Consider the following 26,208-nt stretch of genomic DNA (forward strand, 5'->3'; position numbering starts at 1 on the left):
TAAATTAGACTCTCGCTATGAATCGTTATCCTCTCTGGAAGTACATCATCATATTGATCGCTCTGGTCTTTGGTGCTTTGTATACTGCACCGAATTTCTTCGGTGATTCGCCCGCTGTGCAAATTAATAGTGCCAAGGCCACTGTGAAAGTGGATAACAGCATGATTGCGCGGGTTGAACAAATATTAAAAGAAGCAGGCGTCAGCTCAACCGGATTTTCGTATGATTACAATGGCATACAAGGTTCTATCCGTGCGCGCTTTGTGAATACGGATGTGCAGTTCAAAGCGAAAGCCGCGTTGGAAAAAGGCTTGAACGTCGATGCTACCGATCCTGTGTATACCGTCGCGTTGAATTTATTGCCGAACACGCCTGAGTGGATGCAAAAGCTGCGCGCTTTTCCTATGTATTTAGGTTTGGACTTGCGCGGTGGTGTGCATTTCTTGATGAAGGTCGATACTTCAGCGGTATTGAATAATCGCTTGAATGCATTGCAATCGAGTATCCGCAGCACTTTAAAAGATAAAGAAGTCCGCCACGCCGGTATTTCGCGTGATGCCTCTTCGGTCACAATTAAATTCCGTGATGCAGAGACACGCAATAAAGCACGTGAAATTATCGCGCGCCAAATGAATGATGTGAGCTTGGTCGACAATGCGGTGACACCAGAGAACACTGAGTTGTCGATGAAAGTCACGATCAAGCCGGAAGCATTGACGAATCTGATGAACGAAGGCGTGAAGCAAAATATTTCTGCGTTGTCTAAACGTGTGAATGAAATTGGTGTGGCAGAGCCGATTATTCAGCAGCAAGGTGCGGATCGCATCGTGGTGCAATTGCCTGGAGTGCAGGATGTCGCGCGCGCAAAATCGATTATCGGTCGTACAGCGACGTTGGAAGTACGTCTGGTCGATGAAAGTGTGATCGGTCCAGTTGATGAAAATACCGCGGTGCCATTTGGTTCCGAAATGTTTAAAGTTGGCCGTGGTGGTCCTGCGATTTTGTATAAAGAACCTATCGTGACGGGTGACGCGATTACCGGTGCGCAGGCGAGTTTCGATCAAAATCAACAGCCTGCAGTTAGCATCGATTTGAATAGCGAAGGTGGTCGTCGCATGGGTGATGCGACCCGTTTGAATGTCGGTAAGCGCATGGCCTTCGTCTTGTTTGAAAAAGGCAAAGGCGAACTTTTGCAAGTGGCGACTATTCAAGGTCTGTTCAGTAATAAGTTTCAAACCACAGGCATGCGTTCTACTAATGATGCAAATGAACTCGCCTTGCTGTTACGCGCTGGTGCTTTAGCAGCACCGATGGAAGTGATCGAAGAACGCACGATCGGTGCGCAACTCGGTGCGGAAAATATCACTAAGGGTATTCATTCCACGATGTACGGTTTCGCCGCGATCGCTGTGTTTATGATTGTCTACTACATGATTTTCGGTTTCTTCAGCGTGTTTGCCTTGGCAGTCAATTTGTTATTGCTGGTCGGTATTTTATCGGTGATGCAAGCGACTTTGACTTTGCCGGGTATGGCTGCGATTGCTTTGGCACTCGGTATGGCGATTGACGCCAACGTCTTGATTAATGAACGTATTCGTGAGGAACTGCGAGCAGGTAATTCGCCGCAAAACGCGATCCTGCAGGGTTTCGACCGCGCCTGGGCGACGATTCTTGATTCCAACGTGACGACTTTGATCGTTGGTCTGGCCTTGTTGGTATTTGGCTCTGGGCCAATTAAAGCCTTCGCGATTGTGCATTGTCTGGGTATTTTGACCTCGATTTTCTCTGCGGTATTTGTATCTCGCGGTGTGGTCAATCTTTGGTACGGACGTAAGAAAAAATTGGCTTCTGTTTCAATTGGACAGATTTGGAAACCAGCTGAGTAATCATTCTCAATACCAGCACTTAGTCAATTACAGAAAAGATTTAGGGATTTATCATGGAATTATTCCGAATTAAACGCGACATACCTTTCATGCGCAATGCGCTGATTTTTAATGTCATCTCCGCTTTAACTTTCGTTGCGGCTGTCTATTTTCTTGTGACGAAAAGTTTGCATTTGTCCGTGGAATTTACGGGCGGTACCTCGATGGAAGTCAGCTACAGTCAAGCGGCTGATAACAACAAGATCCGCAGCACCATTCAAGCGCTCGGTTTGAATGAAGTCGTGGTGCAGGCATTTGGTAAAGCCCAAGATGTCGTGATTCGCTTGCCTTTGCCTAAAGTTGCAGAGGGCGCCGCGAAGCCAAGTGAAAAAGAACTCAATGCGATGATTACTGCGCAAAATGAGCGTGTCTTGAATGCTTTGAGAGCTGATCATCCGGACGTGAAGTTGCAACGCACAGCCTTGGTCGGCGCGCAGGTGGGTGACGAATTGGCGCATGACGGCCTGATGGCATTGTTATTCGTGATCGTTGGCGTGATGGCCTATCTGGCGATTCGTTTTGAATGGAAATATGCGGTTTCTGCGATTGTTGCGAACTTGCATGACGTTGTGATTATTCTCGGCTTCTTCGCCTTCTTTGAATGGGAATTTGATCTGGCGGTGTTAGCTGCGGTATTGGCGGTCTTGGGTTACTCAGTCAATGAATCTGTCGTTATTTTTGATCGTATTCGTGAAAATTTCTTGAAGTTACGTAAAGCGACTGTGACTGAAGTCATCGATAACGCAATCACCAGCACGATTTCCCGTACCGTGATTACCCACGGTTGTACTCAGATGATGGTGTTGTCGATGTTATTCTTCGGCGGTCCAACTTTGCACGGTTTTGCGATTGCCCTGACGATTGGTATCTTGTTCGGTATTTATTCTTCTGTATTCGTGGCGGCCGCAATCGCGATGTGGTTGGGCGTGAAACGTGAAGACTTGATCAAGCCAGTGAAAGAAAAAGATGATACAGACGGAGCTGTTGTCTAAAATAAAATATTTTGCAGCGGTTTCGTAACAAAAAGTATAAAAGAACCAAGCCAGCCTAAGTGCTGGCTTTTTCTTTGTTAAGATGCCATACGTCAATAAAACAAATAATGGCAGTTTCTAAGCGGCTAGCATGGTACTCAGCTGAATTGAACCACCATTTTCAACCGTAGAATACGAAATTTGTGTGTAGTAGCAGAACTTTCTGCCTATCAACTGTCTAAAGTGCTTCGCTCTGAAAATCAAAATAACATGAAAAACGCAAAAATACCGGTACTTGCTTTGTCTATCGCAGTCGCAGCTGGCGGCGCATATTGGATGTGGAAAAAGAGTGGTTCGGAAGGCACGGAGTTGGTGGCCGGACAAACCATTGGTGCCAAGGGTGATAAGAATCGCCCGGTCACAGTGAACACGGTCGTCGCGCAAAAGCGTAATTATGAGGTCCAATTAAAAGCGAATGGCGTAGTCTCTTCGCTCAATATTGTCGAAGTGCGTCCGCAAGTGAGTAGCGTGATTGAAAAAGTGCATATCAAAGAAGGCCAGTTTGTGAAAGCGGGCACCTTGTTGTTTACCTTAGATAATCGTGCTGACAGCGTGAATCTGGCGAAAGCCCAAGCACAGCTCGACAAAGAAGTCGCCAGTCTGGCAGAAAATAAGCGTCAGTTAGAACGTAGCAAAGAATTATTCGCCAAAAAATTTCAATCACAAAGCGTAGTGGATGCAGCACAAACCGCGGTGCAGGCGCAGCAATCAGTCGTAGATGGAGCAAAAGCTGCTGTCGCTGCGGTGAAGGTCAATTTAGCCTATAGCCGAATCGTCGCACCAGTTAGCGGACGCACTGGTCTGATCAATGTCTTCCCTGGATCTTTGGTGCAGCCAAGTACATCGGGCGCAGCCTTGGTCACGATCACGCAGATGGATCCGATCGCGATTACTTTCCCGCTTCCACAGCGCAATTTGTCCGATGCTTTAGACAGCATGAAACGGGGCGATAGCATCGCGCTCGCCAGCTTGCCAGATAACAAAGCTGTCTTCAAAGGCAAGCTACAATTTATCGATAATGTGATCGATGCCGTGTCTGGCACCGTCAAAGTGAAAGCCGTTTTCGACAACAAAGAAATGAAATTGTGGCCGGGCGCGTATGCGAATGTTGACTTGAGCGTCTTAACATTGAAAGACGTGATCGTGATTCCACGCGATGCCTTAGTCATGGGCGTGAATGCGGTGACGGTGTTTATCGCCGATAGCGAAGGCAAAGCCGAACAGAAGAAAGTGCAAGTGCTGTATAGCTTTGAAAATGATGCGATTGTCAGCGGATTGGACGCGGGCATGAAAGTCATCTTAGAAGGTAAACAAAATCTGCGTCCTGGTGTGCCTGTCAAAGAACGCGGTGAAGGCGATGCTAAGGGAGATAAATCTGGAGCTAAGAAAAATGCAGATGGATCTGCCTCCGCTTCTGCTGGTGCATCCGCCAGTTCAGCGGCATCGACGGCAACCAGCGCAGCAGCCTCAGCAGCGAGTGCATCATGAATTTATCGGAGTTATTTATTCGTCGTCCAGTGATGACGATCTTACTGAATCTTTCCGTCGTTGTTGCAGGTATTCTGGCGTATCGTATTATCCCAATTGCCGCACTGCCTAGCTATAACACGCCGGTGATTAGTGTTGGCGCGGGTTTGCCAGGTGCCAGCCCGGAAACCATGGCGACTTCGGTTGCGCTGCCACTGGAAAAACAATTTTCCACGATACCTGGCCTAGCGACGATCAGTTCGAGCAGCACCTTAGGTTCGACTTCGTTGACGCTAGAATTTGACGCTAGCCGCAATGTGGATGACGCCGCAGTCGACGTGCAGGCAGCTTTGTTGCGTGCGCAGCGTTCTTTGCCGATAGAAATGACTTCGTTGCCATCCTATCGCAAAGTCAATCCCGCAGACTCAGCCGTCTTGGTGTTGGCATTGACATCACCCTCTTTAAGTTTGGCAGAATTGACTAATTATGCTGAACATTTGATCTCGCCAAATTTGTCGACACTGGCCGGTGTGGCACAGGTGAATATTTTTGGTATCCGTCGTTATGCCGTGCGTATTCGTGTCGATCCGGGTGCATTGGCAAGTCGCAACATCGGCTTTGATGAAATCACGACCAGCATCCGTGCAGCAAATTCGATCGCCCCAGTGGGTACGCTGGACGGCGACAAACAAACGCTGACTATCGTCGCGAATAAGCAGTTACAGAATGCGGCGGAATTTGCGAATATTATCATCAGCAACAAAGGCGGGCAGGTCGTGCGTTTGCGCGATGTTGCCAGCGTAGAAGATAGTTATGAGAGCGTGAAGTCCGTTGGTAACTTCAATGGCGAGCCCGCGATCATGCTGGCAATTCAACGCCAGACAGATGCGAATACAGTAAAAGTGGTTGATGCGATTAAGGCGGCGATTCCAGGCTTTAAAGCGCAATTACCAGCTTCGGTCAATATCACCCTTGCCAATGACAGATCGGTGTCCGTGCGCGATGCTTTGCACGATGTGAACCTGACCTTGATGTTGACGATCTTCCTCGTGATCGTGGTGATCTTTTTATTTTTACGTCATCTGGTTGCAACGATTATTCCCGCTTTGTCTTTGCCTGTATCTTTGATTGGTGCGGTCAGTTTATTGTGGGGCTTTGGCTACACGCTCGACAATATTTCTCTGCTTGGGATCACGCTCGCGGTTGGCTTGGTCGTCGATGATGCGATTGTGATGTTAGAAAACATTATCCGTCACGTAGAAATGGGCGAGACACCGTTTGAAGCGGCGTTGAAAGGTTCACGCGAAGTTGGCTTTACGATTATTTCGATTTCTACGTCCTTGATCGCGGTGTTTATTCCTATTTTCTTCATGCCGGGCGTGATTGGTCAGTTATTCCACGAATTCGCGGTGGTCGTGAGCTTGGCGATTGTGGTATCGGCCTTCGTGTCCTTAACCTTGGTACCGATGCTTGCCAGCCGTTTCTTAAAAGCCGAGAGCGAACATCTGCCACCATCCAAATGGATAGGCGCACTCACGCATAGTTTTGAACGTGGCTTCACGGCTTCTTTGCATGCCTATACGCGCGGCTTAGATTTAGCACTCGCGCATCGTAAGTCAGTTCTGTTCGTCGCTTTGCTGACCTTCATTGCAACGGCATATATGTTCAATTCGATCCCTAAGGGTTTTTTCCCAGAAGAAGATATCGGGCAATTAAATGTCTCGACCGAAGCGGCTGAAGATACTTCGTTTCCTGCGATGGTGATCTTGCAGGAAAAAGTCGCCAAGATTTTGCGCGAAGATCCGAATGTGTTGACCGTTTCCTCCTTCCACGGTGGTGGCGGTTCGCAAAATACCGGACGCGGTTTTATCAATCTTAAACCACGCAATCAACGCAAACCGATGAAAGAAGTCGTTGACAGTTTGCGTAATAAATTGAAAGCCGTTCCAGGGATTACGGTGTTCTTGCGTCCTACGCAAAACTTGCAACTCGGTGGACGCCCTAGTAAGAGTCAGTATCAGTACATTATGCAGAGTGTGGATGCGAGTGAACTCAGTAGTTGGGCGTTTAAGATGCAAGATAAATTGCGCGCCGATCCTGGCTTCAAAGACGTGACAACCGATTCGCAGCTAAAGGGTTTGCAAGCATCCATAGAAATCGACCGAGATCGCGCCAACTCATTAGGTGTGGGGATTGATGCGATTCGCGCTGCCTTGTATAGCGCATTTGGTGAGCGCCAAATCGCCACCTTATTTACCAGTGTTGATAGCTACGCTGTGGTTTTAGAAGTGGGTCCGGAAGACAAAAAAGACGAAGCGGCAATCGGTGCAATTTATGTGCGGAGTAACACAGGCAGCCTAGTACCGATGTCGAGTTTTGCGACCGTCAAACGCACAGTCGGCCCAACGGCAATCAATCACGTAGGTCAATTGCAAGCGGTGACTGTGTCTTTTAATCTGGCACCAGACATGCCTTTGGGGGATGCCACCAACAAGATTGAAAAATACAAGGATGAGATCAAGCTACCTGCTTCCGTAATTACATCGTATGGCGGCGATGCAGCGGTGTTTAAAGATTCCCAATCGGGTCAGTTGATTTTGATTGTCTCAGCCTTATTGGTGATCTATGTCTTGCTCGGCGTTTTGTATGAAAGCTTCATCCATCCGATCACGATTTTGGCAGGCTTACCATCCGCCGCAGTCGGCGCACTGTTGATGTTGGAATTGTTCGGCAAAGACTTAACCCTGATCGCCACCATCGGTATTTTGCTTTTGATCGGTATCGTTAAAAAGAACGCGATCATGATGATCGACTTTGCGTTGGATGCACAACGTCATCGCGGCATGACGCCGCCAGAAGCCATTCGCGAAGCCTGTATCGAGCGTTTCCGTCCCATCATGATGACGACCTTGGCTGCGCTGGTTGGTGCATTACCGATTGCTTTAGGTTTAGGTGCCGGCGCGGAACTGCGTCAACCGTTGGGCCTGGCGGTAGTTGGTGGTCTGATTTTCTCGCAAGCGATTACGCTGTTCATCACGCCGGTAATTTATCTGGCTTTGGATAAATATAGTGGTAAGGGACCGATCGTGGGGAACGCGATTTAGCTTCTTAACGCATTTAAATAGACCGGAATTTTTCTTCAGTAGCGATGAACAATTCCGGTTTTTTTGTGTCAAAAATTCTGCTGTAACAGAAAACTTCTGATTTTTGTAAGAGCGGAATCGCCATTAATATGCTGGCGCAATCAGCAATAGGTCATTTTTACGTATATACCGCATCGTGACAGCGCTACTGCGTATCGCTCGGTGTGCGCGGCTCACACGCCAGCGGGTTTTCTGAAACTGGTTTTGCAGCACGTACCAAAACCCGGCAAACATATAGTGCATAGTGATGGTTTGTACGCACCACGTAAAACAGCGCGATTGAATTTGGCGCGCACTGTGTTCCGTCAAGCGCCCATCACCAAGATTGAACCACTGACTTGGCAAGCGTATTACGCACAACACGTCACACAACCCACTGCGCATTTTTTGTACTGTGTGTGGTGCGGCATCGGCCATGTTCGCCACATCGCTCCGCATCATGATCCACCACGACCGCGTGAATTAGGAGATCGCCATCTGTAGCACAATGTCGATTCGCACTTGTTTCAACTCATCTCGACTTCGACGTTTATTCTACTTCCATTGCCATTCGAGAATATTGTTTCAACACTGTCCAAATATGACTCACTTCGTTTTAACAATCCTTTCGATTTTGAAGATAAATCACATTGCTTCCTTTTCTGATAACTCTTAAAATCTCCATAACCAATTTATAACCATCAGTAGACGCACCGTGCAACTGAGCATTGGTAGCGGACACCGCTACGCGGTTACCCCTTCGGGCTGCCGCACAACTAAAACGTTAAACATCATGAACAAACGTCCTGCTTTAACACTGGGTATTATTCATGTTCTTGTATCGGCAATGGCAATTGCTTGGATCTATACGTCCCACAAATACGATTGTCTTAATGTTGGCCCTTGCAATGGCAACGTAAATCTTTGGATTTGGTTAGGGGATTTCGCGTGCTATTCGTTCCTTGGGACTTGGGTCGTTCTCTTGGTGCTTACATACTTAACGAATAGAAGGGGGAGCGCAATGTCCACCAAAATCATATCTTGGTTGGTAGCAGTTTTAATCCCAATTGCCAGCTTAGCTGTGGCATTCTATTTCTTTAACCATAATATTGTTGGCGCTCAGGTATGATGCCTAACTGGGCGATCGAGAAGGGCGCGCGAATTCGCGTCTTTTCAAATTTAATTTTCGAGGCGCCCGCCTCTCAACCCAATCGTTGGGCATCACCATGAGCAGTTACATCTGCAACACGTGCGGCAAACAGCACGACGAATTGCCAATGTGCTTTGGCCCGAGTGCTCCAGCCCTTTGGTATTCACTAACAGAGGCTGAGCGGGAAGAGCGAGGTGAGCTTTCATCTGATCAGTGCGTGATAGATGGAAAGCACTTCTTTGTGCTTGGTCGCATCCTAATCCCCGTAATCGACGGGCCAGGCCCATTCATTTGGTTGGCCTGGGTTTCGTTGAGTGAAACAAACTTCCTTCGTACGTGTGAGCTTTGGGAGAGTGACGGCAGGGAAATCGAACCACCATACTTTGGCTGGTTGCAAAGCGGGCTGCCGTATGAGCCGTCAACCCTCAGTCTCAAAACACAGCTTCACACTATGCCGTTGGGTGAGCGGCCAAGTATCGTGCTGGAGAGAACCAATCACCCTCTATCAGTGGAGCAACACGTAGGAATATCAATGGCTCGTGTACAGGAAATAGCTGAGGCCGCGCTACATGGCTAACGTGAAGCCCAACTGGACATTCGAGAGTGAAGCTGTGATTTTGTTTATTCTTTGTGTGAGCGGGGTTGCTCGGCTCACCTCAATTTAGCGTTAGGACGCTATATAATGAGTCTTCAGCCAGTCACACTCCGCCGATTGATCGCCGCCATCGTGGCTTCTGTAGCTGCAGCAGTTGTTTTCCTCGCTTTCTCAATTACTACTACGTTTGCTTATTGGCCTTGGACCGTTACAACGACGTATCAAACTGGAACGCCTTACGGATTTGTGGTGGGTGCGTCAATAGCCGATTCATTGGCCACAGCAATTGATCTTCAAAACGCTGGGATTTTGGGTAATTTGAGCATCTTCGAAACTGATAAAACGTACCATGAGCAGTATAATGGTGACCCTGCCACTGCAGCTGACTTACCTCGACTCTTGGGACATAATCGCTGGCACATCGGCCTCAAGAAATGCAACTGCTGGCTTCTGCTAGATTTTCACAATGGCCAGCTATACCAGGTAACTCGCAAGGTCTATCGAGGGCCCACGGAGTGAGTCACTCGCTGCCTAACAGGATGATCGATCGGATTGGCCGTGAAGCGGTTCAATATTTTATTAATTTGTGTGCGGCCATCCGCTTACCGTTACGTTAAACGTCATGAAACTACGTATTTGCTTTTGTATATTTGCGGCTATTTTTTCGCTGCAGGTTTCGGCGGCGGCGAATTTTCCTGCCGATGTGCGGAAATTTATTGACCGTCGTGAAGGCTGCGATCATTTTCGCGGTGAGGAGCCTTACGATGAAGAAAGGCGCCAATTCCTGAATAAGAATATGAAAAATCTATGTGCCGGAACCGATAAACATCTTGCACGGCTTAAAAGAAAATATAGACAGAACGTGTCGATAGCTAAAAAGCTCAACGAATATGACGAAGTGATCGAACACCATGGCAAGTAATTTATGTTTGATTTGTAGTGCGACCCCTACGCGCCAGCGCGCCGGTCAACGCTGTAGTTTGCTATCATGATTCTCACACGCCGCCGCTTCGTCAGCTTCACATCTCTTGCAATAGCTGCGATGTATTGTGACTGCAGGGTCGTTTTTGCTGCCCATCAAAGGAAGCCCCAACGAATGGATGAACAACACTTTTGGTCGATTATTCGAGCAGCCAAAGCGGGTGCGGGAAGTGATATTAATGCTCGCCCCGATTCTTTGAAACGTGCGCTTTTTTCGCTTGATCTGCTTACTATTCAGAGTTTCCAGGAACAATACGACAGTTTAATTTTTCGTGCGAACCGATGGGATCTGTGGGGTGCCGCGTATTTAATGAATGGGGGTTGTTCAGATGATGGCTTTCTTTATTTCCGTGCGTGGCTTATTTCAGAAGGGCGCGAAATATTCGAGGCTGCACTATTCAATCCAGATTCACTAGCGAGGTTGCAGCGTCAGGAGCAATTCGATCTTGAATCTTTTGGCTACGTGGCGCTCGAGGTGTTTGCTGCGAAGGGCGGCGGCGAGTTGGCTCGCGATTTTTCAAATGAATTGACGATGCCGTCAGGAAAAGAATGGTCTGAAAAGGAACTCCCAGCTCTTTTCCCTCAATTAGCTGTCAAGTATTTGGCGAAATGAGCGTTACGTTGCTCTCGGCGCTGGATTGATGATTAACATCATGCTCAACGCAGAAGCTGTGCAATGTGGCGCTTCGACGGTCGGGATTTTTTCAACAAATTGCACTTCGGTTTTTGTGCGCCGCGCGCAATTCCGGTCAGCTCAGCGTTGAACAACATAAGGAACCACTGATGGGCGCGAAAACATGGATGCTTGTATATTGCAATGAGAGTGTAAGCGAGGCACTTAGGACGAACCCTGAGTTAGATCGAGTCGCCACTGTTGAGTTTGTAAAAAAACTTTTCCCATCTGAAACGCTGAAACCTCTTTCGGATGTTGATCTATCCTATACGTGCCCACCTGATGACGAATTGATTGTTGGCTGCTTTTCTGGTTTGAATATAATCGCCGCCAAAGAATTTGCCATTGACTACCCATCCAAACTATCAGCACAATTTCTTGATCCTGCGCTAGGAAATACATTGTATTTACATGCGATGCACAGTACTGTCGATTGGTTCGCATATGCCATTTGGAGAGACGGTAAACTTCAAAGATCTCTGAGCCTATCACCAGACAGTGGCGTTCTCGAAGACATTGGTACGAAACTGACATTTGAAGAACCATATTGGAATGGACAGCATCCTGCGATTGATCCAGAAGAAGATGACTCTGCATATCCGTTTGTTTTTCATCCTTTGGAATTGGCTGAATCTGCGTTGCTTGAGTTTTTTGGCTATCAACTTGAGGGAGTGATTGATTCATCTCAGATAGAACCGGAGAGAATTCCTTTGATGCGCTTCAAACGATCAAGACCTTGGTGGAAACTATGGTAGCTTATTGTTTGACTGGTCAATCGACGTAGAATCGCCAATGAATATTTCACTCAAATTGATGACCACCATGGCGGTCTCGCCTTTTCAGCGTTGTGCGTCACATGCAAGCGCTATGGTTTTTTCTGCGAAAAAAATGAATTACCTCAATTTCCTCCTCGTACTTGGTGTACTTTTTATGTTGCCCTTCGAGGCACAAGCCCAAGAGATGCCAGCTGAGAAGAAAAACATAAGTCTATTTATTGCAATAACACCGGGAAAGTGCGAACTCTTGGAAGTTGGAATTCAAGGAAATGCGGACGCGTCAATTGATCAAACAAAGCTCCAAATAACAGGAAAAGGCACCGAGAGTGATCCGCAGGTGTATCGATGCGAAGTTGAAATCCCTGATACCAATAATTTCAATAGCACTTACAGTTATTGCGCTTTGACAGGATTCAATGCAGCGTCAACGTACTTCTTTCGTGGCGAGCCAAAAACCTTGAGCCGATCTTGCTCAACATATCGCCTAAAAAATGGAAATTTTTATTTTAGTGCGACAGGAATATCTGCTGATTTATGCTCATGGTCATGCATCGCCAAGTGAGGCTAGGCCATCTCTCCACTTGCATGCTCTCGGCTATGCTCAGCATGAGTCTGCAATAGTGCCCTAACTATTCAAAAAGTCGTTTCGATTCTTCGCCCTTTCTTTAGCCGTTAAGTTGGGTAAGCGGGATCCAATTTGATGATGGTCTCCTCATGTGCAATCGTGTGAGTGGCGATCAGCGATTTCGGCGATCAGCGTTGTTCTTACATCTTACAGTTCTATGCTTTCCTAAAAACTTCCTCAAATCCACTATTTTTAAGCTATGATTTCTAGATGATCATCAGCCACCAACACAAATTAGTCATACTCAGTCCCTGGAAAACTGCCAGTCAGACGATACGCGTGCGCCTCAAAGATATTGATCAATCACCTTATCCTAAGAGTTTTCACTTTAATCCTTATCTCAATCGCGTCGTTCATCAGCATCTTATTTTGAGCGACTTTATGTGTTTGCCAGAGGCTAGCTTGGGTTATCGCATTGCGGTGTTTGTGCGGAATCCGTATGACAGAGTCTTTTCTGGGTTTCAGCAAGTGATGCGTGATACGCAAATGCAGCCTCGGCAGAAGTTTCCTGCAGAGTGGATACACCAATTAGTGACGCAACAAATCGCCGACAATTTTGAAGACCTGTGTATGGCTGGCTATGATTTAAATCACTGGTTTGCGAAATTGCCTGCGCATAAAATCTTGGAGTGCGGCAGAAATACTAATTTGTTTTTGCACCCATGCCATTATTGGACCCATCGTCTCGATCAACAAGCCGCTGACTTTATCGGTAAAGTTGAAAATTTTGAAGAAGATTTTCAGCGGCTGTGCGACACATTTAATTTGACGCCGGTTTCCAATCAGTCTGTCAATCAGACGCATATTGAAAATTTGCCTGCCAGCCCAAATGCTTATCGTTATGCTTCCTTATTTCACAAAGATAATGTCGCAAAAATCAATGCAATCTTTCAACGTGATTTTGATTTGTTTGACTATGCAACGATGTAACTATTCAACTATGTAACAGCCTGAACAGGCCAATTACTCTTTTCCCTTTTTAGCCGATAAATTCTATGCATCCTAGCGCACGCCAAAACTGCCAACATTTTTTTAATACTTACCAGAGTGCGTTCCCCGCCGGAGGCAAAGTCGTTGAGATAGGTTCGCAGGATGTGAATGGTGGGCTGCGCGATATTTTTCCAGATAGTTTTGAGTATGTTGGAGTCGATTTCGTCGCAGGTAAAGGCGTCGATGTTGTGCTTGACGATCCTTATCAATTACCGTTCGCTACAGAATCGCTTGATGTCGTGATTTCAAGTTCCTGTTTTGAACATTCAGAAATGTTTTGGTTAACTTTTTTGGAAATATTAAGAGTTCTTAAGCCCCATGGATTGTTCTATTTGAACGTACCATCGAACGGTGTATTTCATCGTTATCCCGTTGACTGTTGGCGCTTTTATCCAGACAGTGGCAAGGCTTTGATTAGCTGGGCTAAGCGCAATAATATTCCTGCTGCATTGGTCGAATCCTATACCAGTGAACAAGCCGGTGATCAATGGAATGATTTTGTCGCTGTATTTATTAAGGATGAAGCGGCGATTGCACATTATCCCAACCGTATCGTCGATCAACTTGCGCATTACAGCAACGCGTATCGCTATGGAAGTTCGGATATTTTGAAGTACACGCAATTACCCGAAGATTTGCGGAAAGTCGTCTTAATTAATAAAGTGCTTAGCGGGAAAATCCGCAGCATCTAAGTTCGCCTTCAATTAAGACATGCGGAGTGCATCTGATAGGGGTTGTAGTTTTTTTGCTTCTTCTTTTTTGCTTGAAGACCAAACGTGATCAACGCACAGGTTTATGACGGTGGTAATTTTTCTGGGGCTAGATGAATGCAAGCGCATCACAGTCGCTACAGAAAATGAGATGTAAGACGTAAATTGGACATCCACGTAGCATAAAAAATACCTGATTTCTTAACGATAGAAATCAGGGATTCATTTTTTGCAGCACAGTGATCGAATGCGATTAGTGGGATTGAGTGGATGGCTCAGTATCCGGAGAAAAGCGCGCTAGGACATGATTTGCCATGCCTTTTGCTAGTTCATCTTCACCTAAGAACACGGGATCAGAAGTTTCCTGTTTGAGTAATTGCATTTCATCTTCGCTATCCGCACGCAAGATGATTTCTATGGTGGGATTGAGTGTGCGCGCGGTTTTGATCATTTGACGTACGTGCAGCGTGTCGGATATTGCAATCACTAACATCGCTGCATTGCGTATATGTGCTTGTACCAAGACGACGGGATCTGCTGCATTGCCGGACACGGCAACGATACCCTGTGTGCGGATTTTTTCAACCAACTCGCGATTCTGTTCCGCGACGACATAGGGAATATGCCGTGCATCAAGTGTCGCACCTATGCGCTTGCCGACGCGACCGTAGCCAACTAAGACGATTTGTCCTTGCAGGTATTTATTGTCAGTGGTGACCGGTAACTCGGCGTAGGGATCTTGTCTTTGTTCCAGCGTGCGTGCTAGTGGCGAGTGCGCTAAAGCCCAACGTCGTATTGGTTCAACAGCAGCGAAGAGTAGGGGGTTCAGCGCAATAGAGATTAAGGCGCTGGCCAGAATTAAGCTCATTCCTTCTGCTGGCATCAAGCCAAGTGCGACACCCAAACCCGCCAAAATAAATGAGAATTCACCAATCTGCGCCAGACTCGCCGCCACAGTCAGCGCGGTATTCAAGGGATAGCGGAAGGCGATCACCAACATGACGGCGGCGATCGATTTACCAAAGATAATAATCGCGACGACGCCCAAAACGTGCAGTGGCTGTTCCATCACGATCACTGGGTCAAACAACATCCCGACCGAAACAAAAAACAAAACTGAAAATGCATCACGCAAGGGCAAGGATTCTTCTGCGGCGCGATGGCTAAATTCTGATTCACGCATCACCGTGCCCGCGAAGAACGCGCCTAAGGCAAATGACACATTAAATAGAGCAGAGGCACCGTAAGCGATGCTGATCGCACAGGCAATCACTGCCAGTGTGAACAATTCGCGTGAGCCCGTACGCGACACTTGCCATAGCAGCCAAGGCAAAGCGCGCCGTCCGACTAGCAACATCAGGGCAATAAACGCCACCACTTGCAACAGCGTTTTACCCAATGCCATCCAGAGTGGCGTATCAGCGGAGCCTGGCACAGGAGTTCCGCCCAAGACGCCTGCAAATGCAGGCAACAGGACGAGAAATAAGACGGTAGCGAGATCCTCTACCACCAGCCAGCCAACGGCAATCCTGCCGTTCATAGAATCGAGTATGCCGCGCGCCTCTAATGCTTTGAGTAGCACCACCGTACTGGCACAAGAGAGTGATAAGCCAAAGACTAAGCCACTGCCTAAACTCCAGCCAAACCACCACGCCATTGCCATGCCAAGTCCGGTCGCTAGACTCATTTGCAAGATGGCACCAGGCAATGCGATGCGTTTAACCGCTAGTAAATCTTGTAATGAAAAGTGTAGACCAACGCCAAACATCAAGAGCATGACGCCAATTTCGGATAATTGCGAGGCGATATTGGCATCCGCAACAAAACCAGGGGTGGCGGGACCGATCAAGATCCCTGCGACCAGATAGCCCACTAAGGCAGGTAGTTTGATTTTTTCGGCAATGAAACCAAAGATTAAGGCGAACCCAAAACCAGCAGCCAACGTCGTGATCAAAGAAATGTTGTGGGTCATCGATGTTTTCCTTCAGTCGCTACGTGTTGCTGGAGAGGCATTTTACCATTGCATCGCGATAGCAACTCGAAGGTAGCAGTGATGGCGGTAGTGATGGTTTTTTTGGAAGACTTGACGTCGATAATCGTGCGCTGCTACGGGAATTTTTCGGCGAGAGGAAAATTTTCCTACACAAGTACGGTTTTCATGCCAGTGCACAAAAAAGAACGAATTTTTTTTGTGGCGCTTAACCAAAAATGCAATATGAAAGGCTTTTTTGAGATCTCCGATTCTTTTCTGTTGATCGTATTTTGTTGGTGGTTAGGGGGTGTTGAAAGCCAATAACTCATACAAACAGCATCAGCGTATCCACAAAAAGGTGCGCTATGGAAATTCCTAGAGTCTTGAGAACTTGAATTCTCTGAAGGCGTCCCAGCAGGAAACCTCGTCAGCTATTTGTGGAATTTGTTGATGTATTTTAGATATTTTTTCTTTCTGGAAGCCAGTGCCCACCGTTAGTCGGGAAGATCTTGCTTGCCACAATAAACGCGTATAAGATCCAAAAATCATTGGAAGCTAGGCTCAAGCGTACGCTTTAGTTTTCAAAAAGAGTGATCTTCAAAGTTTCAACCCCGTTCATCCTGATGATTTGTTGAATGGAACCTGTACATTATTTCAAATCAGCAAATAGGCAGGATTACTCATCTGCACAATACTTGGTAGTCGTTCTGTGGGAGCGAATCAAATGTGTGTCACGTTCTCAAATAAGCACTGCGTCGTCCAGCATCTGACGATTTTCCTTTTTTTTAATTTGGCTTGCGCGCCTCGATTTTGCGAACTTTGATGTTGCAATCGTTGACGAGCTGGCTGTTTCTTATGATTGGTAGTTCAGAGGCGCTCAATGAAAATACCTGCTAAGAGTGGAGCCGCAAATTTTGCATCATGTCTGATTTTTATTTGTGCAGTATCGTTTAATGCGTTGGCTATTGCAGCGACAAGTCCAGCAGAAAATCTGTCGCAAGACACTTATCTGGGCCCGAAAAAAACGGTGTTTGTGGATGTCGTTGGGGCGGTAGAAGCAATGTCCGGCAGTATGCGGGCTGTTGGTACGACGAATGAAGGGCTCAATGCCATGTTGGTTGATGCCTTAATGCGCAGCGGTGGATTTGTCGTCCTTGAACGCGTTGCTTTGGACGATATTCAGCTTGAACAAGACTTGGGCAAGAATGGTTCAACGACTGCGGCAACTGCAGCACAAACCGGACGCATGTTGGGCGCCAGTGCAGTCGTACGTGCAACAGTCACCAAATTTGAAGCTAACGCGGGTGGTAGCGATTTACAGATCGGCATTCCGTTTAGCCGCTTATTGGGAGGATCCGCTGGCCTTAGCGATCAGAAAGCCATCGTTGAATTTAATCTGCGAATTATTGATACCAGCACAGGGCAAATTATCGCCAGTTCCAAAGCCTCAGGTAGCGCCAATTCCACTAGTGCAAATGTGACTGCGACTAACAATCAAACGGGAGCGAATGTCGGCGCAAATACGTTTAAGAATACCCCCTTAGGGGCAGCGGCTGAAACAGCGATTGAAGCGGCTGTGAAGCAAATCATTGCCGGTATGGCGAAGGTAGCCTGGTCAAGTACTGTGTCTGAAGCGGATGAAGGTAAAGTGTACGTCAGTGCTGGTCGTGCGCAAAACTTGCAAGTTGGTACGGTTTTGCATGTTTATCGTAAAGGGAAAGTCCTTACTGACCCAGATACCGGTGTCGTGCTAGAAATCTTGATGGCGAATGTAGGCACGATCAAGTTAATGACGGTAAATGAAAAAATCTCTAGCGCAACGGTGTTAAGCGGCGAACTTCCAGCACGAGGCGATATAGTTAAATTTGAATAAAGAAGATCCATTGGTATGAAAATTTTTGTGCGATGGGTAATGTAGTAGTGAAGTCAGCAGCGAAGTTAGTAGCGAAGGCAGTAGCGGAAAGCGAAGTAAACAAAAAGTGCGTCGTAAAGTTTTTTAACTTTTACCAAAAGGGGTTTACCACCATGAAAAAGAATATTGCAGTAGTTTCTTGTCTCGTACTCTTACTCGGTTTTACTGGCCCTAGCTCGGCACAGGTTGGCAAATCAAGTATGGCTCCAGCGCAGGCACGCGCGGGCAACTCCGCCGTGGAAGTGAAGATTGTGGATGATAAAGGCCAGGCGATGCGTGCCGAATCGCTGCCTAAAGATGTGCAGATGAAAGTGGATCGCGCTCGCAAAGCTGCAGAGAGCATGTTAGTGCCTGTGGGCGGCGGTGCGGCGGCGGAGAGAGTAACCGTCACCGTGAGCTGCAGCTATCCACCGCTGAAGTGCACAATCACTATTGCGTGGTAAGAAAGTCGTCCATGACACACTGAAACGACTTTCAAGGATGTTAAGCCTGTGCGCGTTCGCAGCAATTGTTAGGGCGCACTGCTTCACCCTCTTGGTGATTCGACCCAGTGGTCTCAAGAAAACACCTGAATGCGCGATGTAAAGGCGTGCGTTCAGGTGATTAATATTTTGTTGTTTCAATTTTTTGATTCAATTTTTTGACTCAATACTCAGCGGTATTCTGGTCTGAATTTTAACTTCTGGATTAGCCAGTCACGGGTCATTTTTTTAAACAATCTCGCCATTCAGCGGAAAACCTTTTCTTATTGGTGGCGGAAGAGTGTCTCGTTTCTTCGTTTTTAGAGGGAAATATTGTTTCCCGAAGAAAATGACCGTCAAAATATCCTACAATATCGCCTTAGATTTCTTACCCCCCACTTTTACCTCACATGGATACGCACGATGGCCGTTAATTCCCCACTCCCTGTTGCAAGCGAATTGAAACCTGTTAAAGGTATAGAACTGGGCTTTGCTCAGGCGGGTATTCGTAAAGCAAACCGCAAAGATTTGCTGGTGATGAAGCTTGCGCCAACGGCTACCGTTGCCGGTGTGTTCACGACGAACCGTTTTTGCGCTGCGCCCGTGCAGGTTTGTAAGGCGCATTTGGAAAGCCCACACATGGCGGTTGGTCCTATCCGCGCCTTGGTCGTCAATACCGGTAATGCAAATGCGGGCACTGGCGATGCGGGTTTAGCGGCCGCAAATGCCACTTGTACGGCATTAGCAGAATACCTTGGCTGCGAACCATCACAGATCTTACCGTTTTCAACTGGTGTGATTTTGGAGCAGTTACCGGTTGATCGTTTGATTGCTGGGATGCCAGCGGCAATCGCCAGTTTAGACGAAGATAATTGGTATGCCGCTGCCGAAGCGATTATGACTACGGATACCCAACCAAAAGCAGCATCGAGTCTGGTTGTGATCAATGGCATCCCAGTGACGATGACGGGTATCAGTAAAGGCGCAGGCATGATTAAGCCCAACATGGCGACCATGCTTGGCTATTTGGCCTTAGACGCGAAAGTTTCTCAGCCAGTGCTCGATCATCTGGTGAAGCAAGCTGCGGATCAATCTTTTAATTGCATTACCATTGATGGCGATACCTCAACCAACGATTCATTTATGTTGATCGCAACCGGCACTTCTGCGCTGGAAATTAATGACATTGATACGCCAGAATTTACCGCCTTAGCGGCAGCGGTGAATGCCTTATCTCAAAAGCTAGCGCACATGATTATTCGTGATGGCGAAGGCGCAACGAAATTTATTAGCATCGCTGTAGAAGATGGCCGTGACGTCGAAGAGTGCCGCAAAATTGCGTATTCAATCGCCCATTCGCCTTTAGTCAAAACCGCGTTCTTCGCGTCAGATCCTAACCTTGGGCGCATTCTGGCGGCAATTGGTTATGCGGGCGTGAATGATTTGGAAGTGAATAAATTAAATCTGTATCTGGATGACGTCTTAGTCGCAAAAAATGGTGGACGTAATCCTGACTACCGCGAAGAAGATGGTCAACGCGTGATGAAGCAAAGTGAAATAACGATACGGGTGAAATTAGCACGAGGTAGTGCGCATACGACGGTCTGGACTTGCGATTTATCGCACGAGTATGTGTCGATCAATGCCGATTATCGTTCTTGATCTAGCGGTTCGCTGCCGTTTATTTAATCTTTTATTCAATCGTCAATTCAACATCTTCTGCAACCAACGCTATGTCTCAACTTGATCAGTTCTTAAGTCGCGCGGAATATTTACTAAACCGGTTAGAGGCGTTTTTGCCACCGGTTGTCCCCACGCCGGACTGGCGATTGGCAACGGCTTTACGTTGGCGCAAACGTGGCGGCGTGGGTTACTTACAAATCGTGAAGCACACGGCAAAACTTGGTTTTGATGATTTGCAACATATCGGCCCGCAAAAAGAATTGATTGCGCAAAATACCAAACAGTTCGTGCAAGGCAAGCCTGCTAACAATGTTTTATTGACCGGCGCGCGTGGGACGGGAAAATCTTCTCTGATCAAAGCTTGTTTGCATCACTTTGCAGATCAGGGTTTGCGTTTGATTGAAGTTGATAAAGCCGATATGGCGGACTTGCCAGACATTGTGGATTTATTGGCCGAACGTCCGGAAAAATTTATTGTGTTTTGCGATGACCTGTCATTTGAAGATGGTGAAGCTGGCTATAAGGCATTAAAGGTTGCGCTCGATGGTAGCATTTCGGCGCAGTCGGAAAATGTCTTAATTTATGCGACCTCAAACCGTCGTCATCTGATGCCCGAAAAAATGTCAGACAACGCCAGTTACACGCACGATGAAGATGGCGATTTACATCCAGGTGAAACGGTGGAAGAAAAAATTTCTTTGTCCGAGCGATTTGGATTGTGGGTGTCGTTCTACCCATTTAAACAAGACGATTATCTTGACATTGTTGCACATTGGTTGCGCAGTTTTTCATGTACGCCAGCACAAATCGAAGCGGCACGTGCAGATGCACTACGTTGGGCTCTGCAACGTGGGTCGCGCTCCGGGCGCGTGGCATGGCAATTTGCGCGAGATTATGCCGGTCGTCAAAACTAGTTAGCAATTTTCTAGTTCATTTCACACAATCGTACTTATTTCCCCACTTACTTTTCACTTATTTTTGAAGTTGACCTCATGAGCGTAAGCCCAGTAAATGTCGCAGTCGGCATACTAATGAAAGACAATGGCGACGTGTTGCTCGGGCAGCGCCCGGCCGGTAAGCCATATGCCGGTTATTGGGAATTTCCGGGCGGTAAAGTCGAGCAAGATGAAGACATACTCGACGCACTCAAGCGCGAATTTATGGAGGAATTAGGCATACAAATTATCGGTGCCGAGCCTTGGTGTGGTGTTGAGTACATTTATCCACACGCCCATGTGCGCCTACATTTTTATATTTCACGTGAATGGCGGGGCGAACCACAAAGTCTAGAAGGACAAGATTTTGCTTGGCAAGGCGCAGTCGCGGTTGAGCCTTTGTTACCGGCGACCATTCCCTTAATTGACGATTTGAATCAAGTACGCTATTCGGTTTAGCGCACGTCGTGGACCGATCGTGTGCGTCGATTTCCGGCAGTGGAAATCGACGCGGAGTCGCTGCCTAAGTCAACGTGAGAACAAGCCTTTCAACTTATCTTTGAGTTGTTCATTCACTTTCTCTTTTAATTCTTTCTTCTTCTCGTCCAAGACCGGTGCGGCTTTTGCTTTGAATGCGGACTTTAAGGCTTCACTCCCAATTTGTGCAAACTGTAATTGATAGCCAAGCTGCTCAAATGGGCCGCTGATCCTGACCGGTATCGTCAAGTCTTTGAGCTGCGACAAATCAGCGCCATCTTGCCCAACGGCGGTATTGACGATAGTGGCGCGCGCCGTGTAATCGAGAGTGCTATTCCGGAGGTTGACTTGCCCCTTTCCACCGACACGCAAGAACGGTGACTTCATATCGAGGTCATCACTATTGCCTATGCCATCGGCAAAATTAATTGAGGCCGACATCGCGGAGAAATCTGTTTTTTCGTTCTTGTTGGCGGCTTGTTGCTGGTCGCTGCGGTTTAAAATTTTTGCTTTAAATTCGCGCAATGATTTAGCGAGGTTGATACCTTTCACCGCACCATCGGTCAATTGCGTACGGATAGTGCCGTTGAGATTGTCTTTGAATTGAGATACACGTTTACCGTGAGTATTGATTTGCAAACTTAGTGTGCCGCGGCCTTCCACGATATCTTTTTTCATGAAATCGAGTAACAGCGGATTGATTTGGATATTGCTCAAGGTTTGCTGCATCTGAAAGCGATTGCCATCGACATCAAAATGCATATTCCCCGCGACACTGCCTTGATACAGTTGTGCAGCGATACCCGTCATGGCGAATTCACCTTGCGCCGCTTTAATCGGCAATCGAACTTGATTGATGTGCAGGTTCTTGACTTGGAGTGCCGCGATATTGATGGTGCCATCTAGGTTTAAGGATTTTAAACTGGCGAGGTCCAGATCTTCTTCTTTGGTCTCCGTTGTTTTCTCTGGCGTCGTTGCCTTCACATACCGATCTAGATTGAGTTTGTCGATATCGACCTTAAATCGGATCGAAGGCGCAGAAAAATTCTGCACCTGGACTGATGTGTGCAGTTGTGTTTCGTCGAATTTTGCTGCCAGTGTCGTATCGATGCTTTTCTCTTTCAAATTAATTGCGGCGCGCCCTGTGATTGGGATCGCTATATCGGTTTGCGCTAGTTTTGGATCTTTTAAGATGAGCTGAATTGCTAATTGTGGTAATTGGATAAGTTGTGTTTCCATCTCCATCGCCAAGCTCGATTTCAGATCGATGAGTTTCGATGCGCCACCCTGTTTTAATTCAGCATGTAGCTCGATTGCTCCCAAGCTTAATTTTTTGTCTGACATTGCGAACTTCTTGATAGCCAGTTTGGCATTCAAGGACTGTGCGCCGTCTGATGTTGCGGTAATGTTAATCTGATCGCTGGCACTTTGTTGCGAGCTCAAATTCATTCCCGTTGTCTCGATTTGCGCGCTGATGGTGTCAGCGCCAAGCTTGCCAGAAATCTGCGTTTTGAAATCTTGCAGGTCTAGGCTTTTTTGTACAAGGTCAAAACGTAAAGCAGTATTTAACTCTACGTGTGCCTCGGCTTTGGGTTGCTGGAAGTTGATGCTTGCGCTGAATTTGACCGGTGTTTTATTCTTGTCGCTGATTTTTCCGGTACTGAGATTCAGGTCTTTAATGCTGCCCTGTAGCTTTGCTTTTTGATCATCTATCTCAAATTGTGAACGTGCGATATCGATGCCTTCAATATCAAAACGCATCGTTTGTTTAGAGGTATTGTCGGTGCTGGGATCCGTGGCGGCATCCTTCGCGAGCAAATCATCGATATTTGATTTGCCAGCGACATCGCGTTGATAGCGTAGCTGCAATCCGTGCAATGACACTTTGTCGATCACGATTTGTTTTTGCAACAGTGGCATGAGCGCGAGTGAGACTTGTGCTTGTTCGAGTGCTGCAAATTGTGTCGGTGATTCAAATTCTGAGAGTTTGATTTTTTCTAAATTGACACCCAACTTAGGAAAGAACTTGAGTTGAATATTGCCATCGATACTGAGGGTGCGATGTTTTTTGTCTTTGACCAGTTCTACTAATTGGGATTTGAACTGATTCGGGTCAAAAATCAGGCTGAGGTAGGCGATCCCTAAACCGATGACGAGCAATACTGCCGAGACGACCAGTACTAATATTTTGAGAGGCTTATTCATAGCATTTTCCTGAAGTGAAGTTGACCGCATCAAGGTGATTACAAGAGGGTGTCATCATAGCATTGAAGGAAAAGATAATTGTTAAATTCTCCCCATTGAGAGCTGAGCCGGAAGCTGAACAAGGCACGGTATCGGTTGGTGAAACCGCCTATGTGCGACGAACCATTTAGCGCATGCTTTTATGTGCTGCCAAATGGTCCGATGTCGAATCAATTCATGTGAATTAGTGATGCTTGGTGGGTCTATTTATTCACATTGATAAGCGGTGTTGCACTTCCCAATAACACGGTATTCCCCGCTTTGGATGCAACCGCAATGGCAGCGTCACGGTGAATTTCCGCCAGACGTAACTCTTTCAGTGCGGGTGTCAAAGATTCGCTAATGATTTTATTCGCCTTTGCTTCACCTTCTGCCTGCACGATCAGACGTTCCGCCTCTGCGCGCGCCAGATCAACTTCCTTTAATTTCTTTTGGATGGCCTGATCCGTTTCCGCACGTTGGCGTATCGCCGCTTCAATCGCTGGATCGGTGAGTAGGTTGCGGACGTTCACTGCCGTGATCAGAAACGCGCCTTTATCGTTGGCATCGAGTTCCGCTTGCAGGCTGGCTCTTACCATCTCCGCTAACTCGGTACGTTTTGTATGCATCGTAGTAGCATCTAATTGGGCGATCGATTTATAGACGGATTCACGCGCTTCACGTGAGACACGGCTGTAGGCAATCACTAGATCGCTGGTGCCATCTTTCACAACTTGCTTGTGTTGCACCACATCACCTTGATACTTGGTGTAGAGACCGGGAATGGCGGCCGGCATGGTTTTGAAATAGATGTCGATGTCGACGTCTTTCATAGTTAGGTTGTCTCGACTTTTGGGAGTCATATCTTGTAATTGAAAACTCACTTCTTTGGCCGTAAATTCATCGACGGTCTTAAATACTGTGAAGTACACGCCAGGCGGTAAGGCATCTTTGCCTACTTTGCCTAATGTGCGTTCGACTCCGACATTGCCGGTATCAATTTGTGTGCAGCCAGACAAAATAGCAACGCAAGAAAATAGGGCGAGTGGCGCGAGTTTATTGAGCAATGATTTCATGACGTGTCCTGTTTAGAGTAAATGTAGTGCAGGTGTGTAATAAGCGGTAATCAAGAGGGCGAGTAAAATCAGGATGAATACGATTACACGTAGTCCATGTCTGGCGATCGTTTGCGTGGCGTTTTTTCGCAGTAGTGGTGTCGTCAGTTGCCAGATTCCATATAAAGCAAGACCGCAAATGAGCAACAACAAAAAATGTTTCATGCTGTGCCTTTCAAAAAATGACAAAAATAATTCAGCCGCCAGTGTAGATTTTTTAAAGATTAATGACTAGAAAAACAATATGGTAATTGAGCGAAAATAAAACCACTTCCATTTTTTTCTGTTTGTTAATACCAATCATGCGAGACTTTTTGAAGATGTTTGCTACACTCTGCACGCGTTTTGCTAGCACCCAATTTCAGTCTCACATTTTTCAGGGATTCTGTGGAAACCTCCGCCTTTCTTCTCGTTATTCTTGCTGGTCTGATTCACGCTCTTTGGAACATTGCGGCCAAAAAAGCAGGTGGTGATGTTCGGTTTGCTGGATTCAGCTCACTCATTATGGCGGTGATATGGGCGCCGGTAGGTCTGTATGTCGGTTGGGATGTGGTCCCGACTTGGGGCTGGCTGGAGTGGGGCTTCATTGCTGCCAGTGGCATTTTGCACGTCTTATATTTTATTACCTTGTTGCGCGGTTATCGTAAAGCGGATTTAACGGTCGTCTATCCACTCGCACGTGGCTCAGGGCCTTTGATATCTTCGACAATTGCGATACTGTTTTTGGGCGAGCATTTAACATTGATTGGTGGAGCCGGCGTGGTCGCCGTTGTGGCGGGTGTATTTTTGATCGCTGGTGGACCCAGGCTAATGCGCGTTTTGCGTCAAGCTCAGCAGTCAAATATGTCTATTGAAGTCCGAAGTGTTCCGCATGATACCGATCATCATGCGCAAGTGCAGAAGATACGTAAAGGGATTTTCTACGGCCTATCCACTGGGCTATTTATCGCTGCTTATACAGTGCTCGATGGTTATACGGTGAAAGTATTGATGTTGTCTCCTATTCTGGTGGACTATTTCGGCAATTTCATTCGGATTGGATTATTACTGCCCGCGCTGTTGCGCGACACCGCAGCGACGCGCCGCTCGTGGCAAAAAGAATGGAAGTATGCGTTCATCGTCGGTGCAATCAGTCCAATCTCTTATGTACTGGTGCTATACGCAATGCAGGCAGCGCCGCTCAGTCACGTCGCCCCAGCGCGCGAAGTGTCGATGTTGTTTGCTGCATTGATCGGTGGTCACCTGTTAGAAGAAGGAGATCGTTTGCAGCGTCTGCTTGGCGCATTGTGTATTGCTGCTGGAGTCATCGCTCTGGGTAAATTTTGACTTTGTTTTTATCAATGCGCGGACAGAATAGCCAGATTCATGACGAGCGCTAAAGTTCG

At 47.1% G+C, this 26,208-nt stretch carries 21 protein-coding genes and 1 pseudogene; 18 read left to right on the forward strand and 4 right to left on the reverse strand.

Annotation, left to right across the window (positions count from 1 at the left end):
- Window positions 1-17 precede the first annotated feature (17 nt).
- The 12 genes and pseudogenes from secD (at window position 18) to ACO0KW_RS13720 (ending at window position 14,027) form a co-directional block, all read left to right on the forward strand.
- Window positions 18-1,886, forward strand: coding sequence for a protein translocase subunit SecD (gene secD, locus ACO0KW_RS13665; RefSeq protein WP_423053770.1), 1,869 nt, complete (start codon window positions 18-20; stop codon window positions 1,884-1,886).
- 53 nt (window positions 1,887-1,939) lie between these two features.
- On the forward strand, window positions 1,940-2,917 hold the full coding sequence (gene secF, locus ACO0KW_RS13670; RefSeq protein ID WP_423053771.1) for a protein translocase subunit SecF: 978 nt from the start codon (window positions 1,940-1,942) through the stop codon (window positions 2,915-2,917).
- Between the two features lie 249 nt (window positions 2,918-3,166).
- Window positions 3,167-4,444, forward strand: a complete 1,278-nt coding sequence (locus tag ACO0KW_RS13675) for an efflux RND transporter periplasmic adaptor subunit (protein WP_423053772.1) — start codon at window positions 3,167-3,169, stop codon at window positions 4,442-4,444.
- The gene (locus ACO0KW_RS13680) at window positions 4,441-7,527 is read left to right on the forward strand and encodes an efflux RND transporter permease subunit (RefSeq protein WP_423053773.1); all 3,087 of its coding nucleotides are present in this window, start codon (window positions 4,441-4,443) and stop codon (window positions 7,525-7,527) included. Before ACO0KW_RS13675 ends, ACO0KW_RS13680 begins: the two co-directional genes overlap by 4 nt.
- Window positions 7,528-7,677: 150 nt before the next feature.
- A pseudogene (locus ACO0KW_RS13685) lies at window positions 7,678-8,049 on the forward strand (IS91 family transposase); the annotation flags it as partial.
- A gap of 722 nt (window positions 8,050-8,771) precedes the next feature.
- Entirely contained in the window at window positions 8,772-9,272 is a 501-nt protein-coding gene (locus ACO0KW_RS13690) for a DUF2199 domain-containing protein (RefSeq protein WP_423053774.1), read from the forward strand.
- Window positions 9,273-9,912: 640 nt separating this feature from the next.
- Entirely contained in the window at window positions 9,913-10,212 is a 300-nt protein-coding gene (locus ACO0KW_RS13695) for a hypothetical protein (protein WP_423053775.1), read from the forward strand.
- A 174-nt stretch (window positions 10,213-10,386) separates the two neighbouring features.
- Window positions 10,387-10,884 carry a DUF4240 domain-containing protein gene (locus ACO0KW_RS13700; protein ID WP_423053776.1) on the forward strand — a complete coding sequence of 166 codons (498 nt, stop codon included), beginning with the start codon at window positions 10,387-10,389 and terminating at the stop codon, window positions 10,882-10,884.
- A 170-nt stretch (window positions 10,885-11,054) separates the two neighbouring features.
- Window positions 11,055-11,699 (forward strand): DUF6928 family protein, encoded by a 645-nt coding sequence (locus tag ACO0KW_RS13705; RefSeq protein WP_423053777.1) that lies wholly within the window; start codon window positions 11,055-11,057, stop codon window positions 11,697-11,699.
- Window positions 11,700-11,736: 37 nt separating this feature from the next.
- The gene (locus ACO0KW_RS13710) at window positions 11,737-12,282 is read left to right on the forward strand and encodes a hypothetical protein (protein WP_423053778.1); all 546 of its coding nucleotides are present in this window, start codon (window positions 11,737-11,739) and stop codon (window positions 12,280-12,282) included.
- A gap of 273 nt (window positions 12,283-12,555) precedes the next feature.
- Window positions 12,556-13,275, forward strand: a complete 720-nt coding sequence (locus tag ACO0KW_RS13715) for a sulfotransferase family 2 domain-containing protein (protein WP_423053779.1) — start codon at window positions 12,556-12,558, stop codon at window positions 13,273-13,275.
- Window positions 13,276-13,340: 65 nt separating this feature from the next.
- Window positions 13,341-14,027: a methyltransferase domain-containing protein gene (locus tag ACO0KW_RS13720; protein WP_423053780.1), complete on the forward strand. Its 687-nt coding sequence runs from the start codon at window positions 13,341-13,343 to the stop codon at window positions 14,025-14,027.
- Between the two features lie 271 nt (window positions 14,028-14,298).
- On the opposite strand, the gene ybaL is transcribed toward ACO0KW_RS13720, so the two are convergent.
- Entirely contained in the window at window positions 14,299-16,017 is a 1,719-nt protein-coding gene (ybaL, locus tag ACO0KW_RS13725) for a YbaL family putative K(+) efflux transporter (protein WP_423053781.1), read from the reverse strand.
- An 880-nt stretch (window positions 16,018-16,897) separates the two neighbouring features.
- On the opposite strand from ybaL, the gene ACO0KW_RS13730 reads away from it, so the two are divergent.
- The 5 genes from ACO0KW_RS13730 to ACO0KW_RS13750 all read left to right on the forward strand — a co-directional run bounded on the left by ACO0KW_RS13730 (window position 16,898) and on the right by ACO0KW_RS13750 (window position 21,467).
- Window positions 16,898-17,890, forward strand: a complete 993-nt coding sequence (locus ACO0KW_RS13730; RefSeq protein WP_423053782.1) for a CsgG/HfaB family protein — start codon at window positions 16,898-16,900, stop codon at window positions 17,888-17,890.
- A 152-nt stretch (window positions 17,891-18,042) separates the two neighbouring features.
- Window positions 18,043-18,372, forward strand: coding sequence for a hypothetical protein (locus tag ACO0KW_RS13735; protein ID WP_423053783.1), 330 nt, complete (start codon window positions 18,043-18,045; stop codon window positions 18,370-18,372).
- Between the two features lie 441 nt (window positions 18,373-18,813).
- The gene (gene argJ / locus ACO0KW_RS13740) at window positions 18,814-20,052 is read left to right on the forward strand and encodes a bifunctional glutamate N-acetyltransferase/amino-acid acetyltransferase ArgJ (RefSeq protein WP_423053784.1); all 1,239 of its coding nucleotides are present in this window, start codon (window positions 18,814-18,816) and stop codon (window positions 20,050-20,052) included.
- Window positions 20,053-20,123: 71 nt separating this feature from the next.
- On the forward strand, window positions 20,124-20,987 hold the full coding sequence (locus tag ACO0KW_RS13745; protein ID WP_423053785.1) for an ATP-binding protein: 864 nt from the start codon (window positions 20,124-20,126) through the stop codon (window positions 20,985-20,987).
- A 78-nt stretch (window positions 20,988-21,065) separates the two neighbouring features.
- The gene (locus tag ACO0KW_RS13750) at window positions 21,066-21,467 is read left to right on the forward strand and encodes an NUDIX domain-containing protein (protein ID WP_423053786.1); all 402 of its coding nucleotides are present in this window, start codon (window positions 21,066-21,068) and stop codon (window positions 21,465-21,467) included.
- A gap of 69 nt (window positions 21,468-21,536) precedes the next feature.
- On the opposite strand, the gene ACO0KW_RS13755 is transcribed toward ACO0KW_RS13750, so the two are convergent.
- The 3 genes from ACO0KW_RS13755 to ACO0KW_RS13765 all read right to left on the reverse strand — a co-directional run bounded on the left by ACO0KW_RS13755 (window position 21,537) and on the right by ACO0KW_RS13765 (window position 24,988).
- Window positions 21,537-23,690 carry an AsmA family protein gene (locus ACO0KW_RS13755; protein ID WP_423053787.1) on the reverse strand — a complete coding sequence of 718 codons (2,154 nt, stop codon included), beginning with the start codon at window positions 23,688-23,690 and terminating at the stop codon, window positions 21,537-21,539.
- A 242-nt stretch (window positions 23,691-23,932) separates the two neighbouring features.
- A complete protein-coding gene (locus tag ACO0KW_RS13760; protein WP_423053788.1) occupies window positions 23,933-24,784 on the reverse strand; it encodes an SPFH domain-containing protein in 852 nt (283 codons plus the stop codon).
- A 12-nt stretch (window positions 24,785-24,796) separates the two neighbouring features.
- Window positions 24,797-24,988, reverse strand: a complete 192-nt coding sequence (locus ACO0KW_RS13765) for a hypothetical protein (protein ID WP_423053789.1) — start codon at window positions 24,986-24,988, stop codon at window positions 24,797-24,799.
- 222 nt (window positions 24,989-25,210) lie between these two features.
- Between ACO0KW_RS13765 and ACO0KW_RS13770 the strand changes: the two genes are divergently transcribed.
- Complete coding sequence (locus ACO0KW_RS13770; RefSeq protein ID WP_423053790.1) at window positions 25,211-26,149, forward strand: EamA family transporter; 939 nt, start codon at window positions 25,211-25,213, stop codon at window positions 26,147-26,149.
- The last annotated feature ends 59 nt before the right edge of the window (window positions 26,150-26,208 follow it).

The organism is Undibacterium sp. Ji22W (assembly GCF_049340305.1).
Classification (GTDB): domain Bacteria; phylum Pseudomonadota; class Gammaproteobacteria; order Burkholderiales; family Burkholderiaceae_D; genus Undibacterium.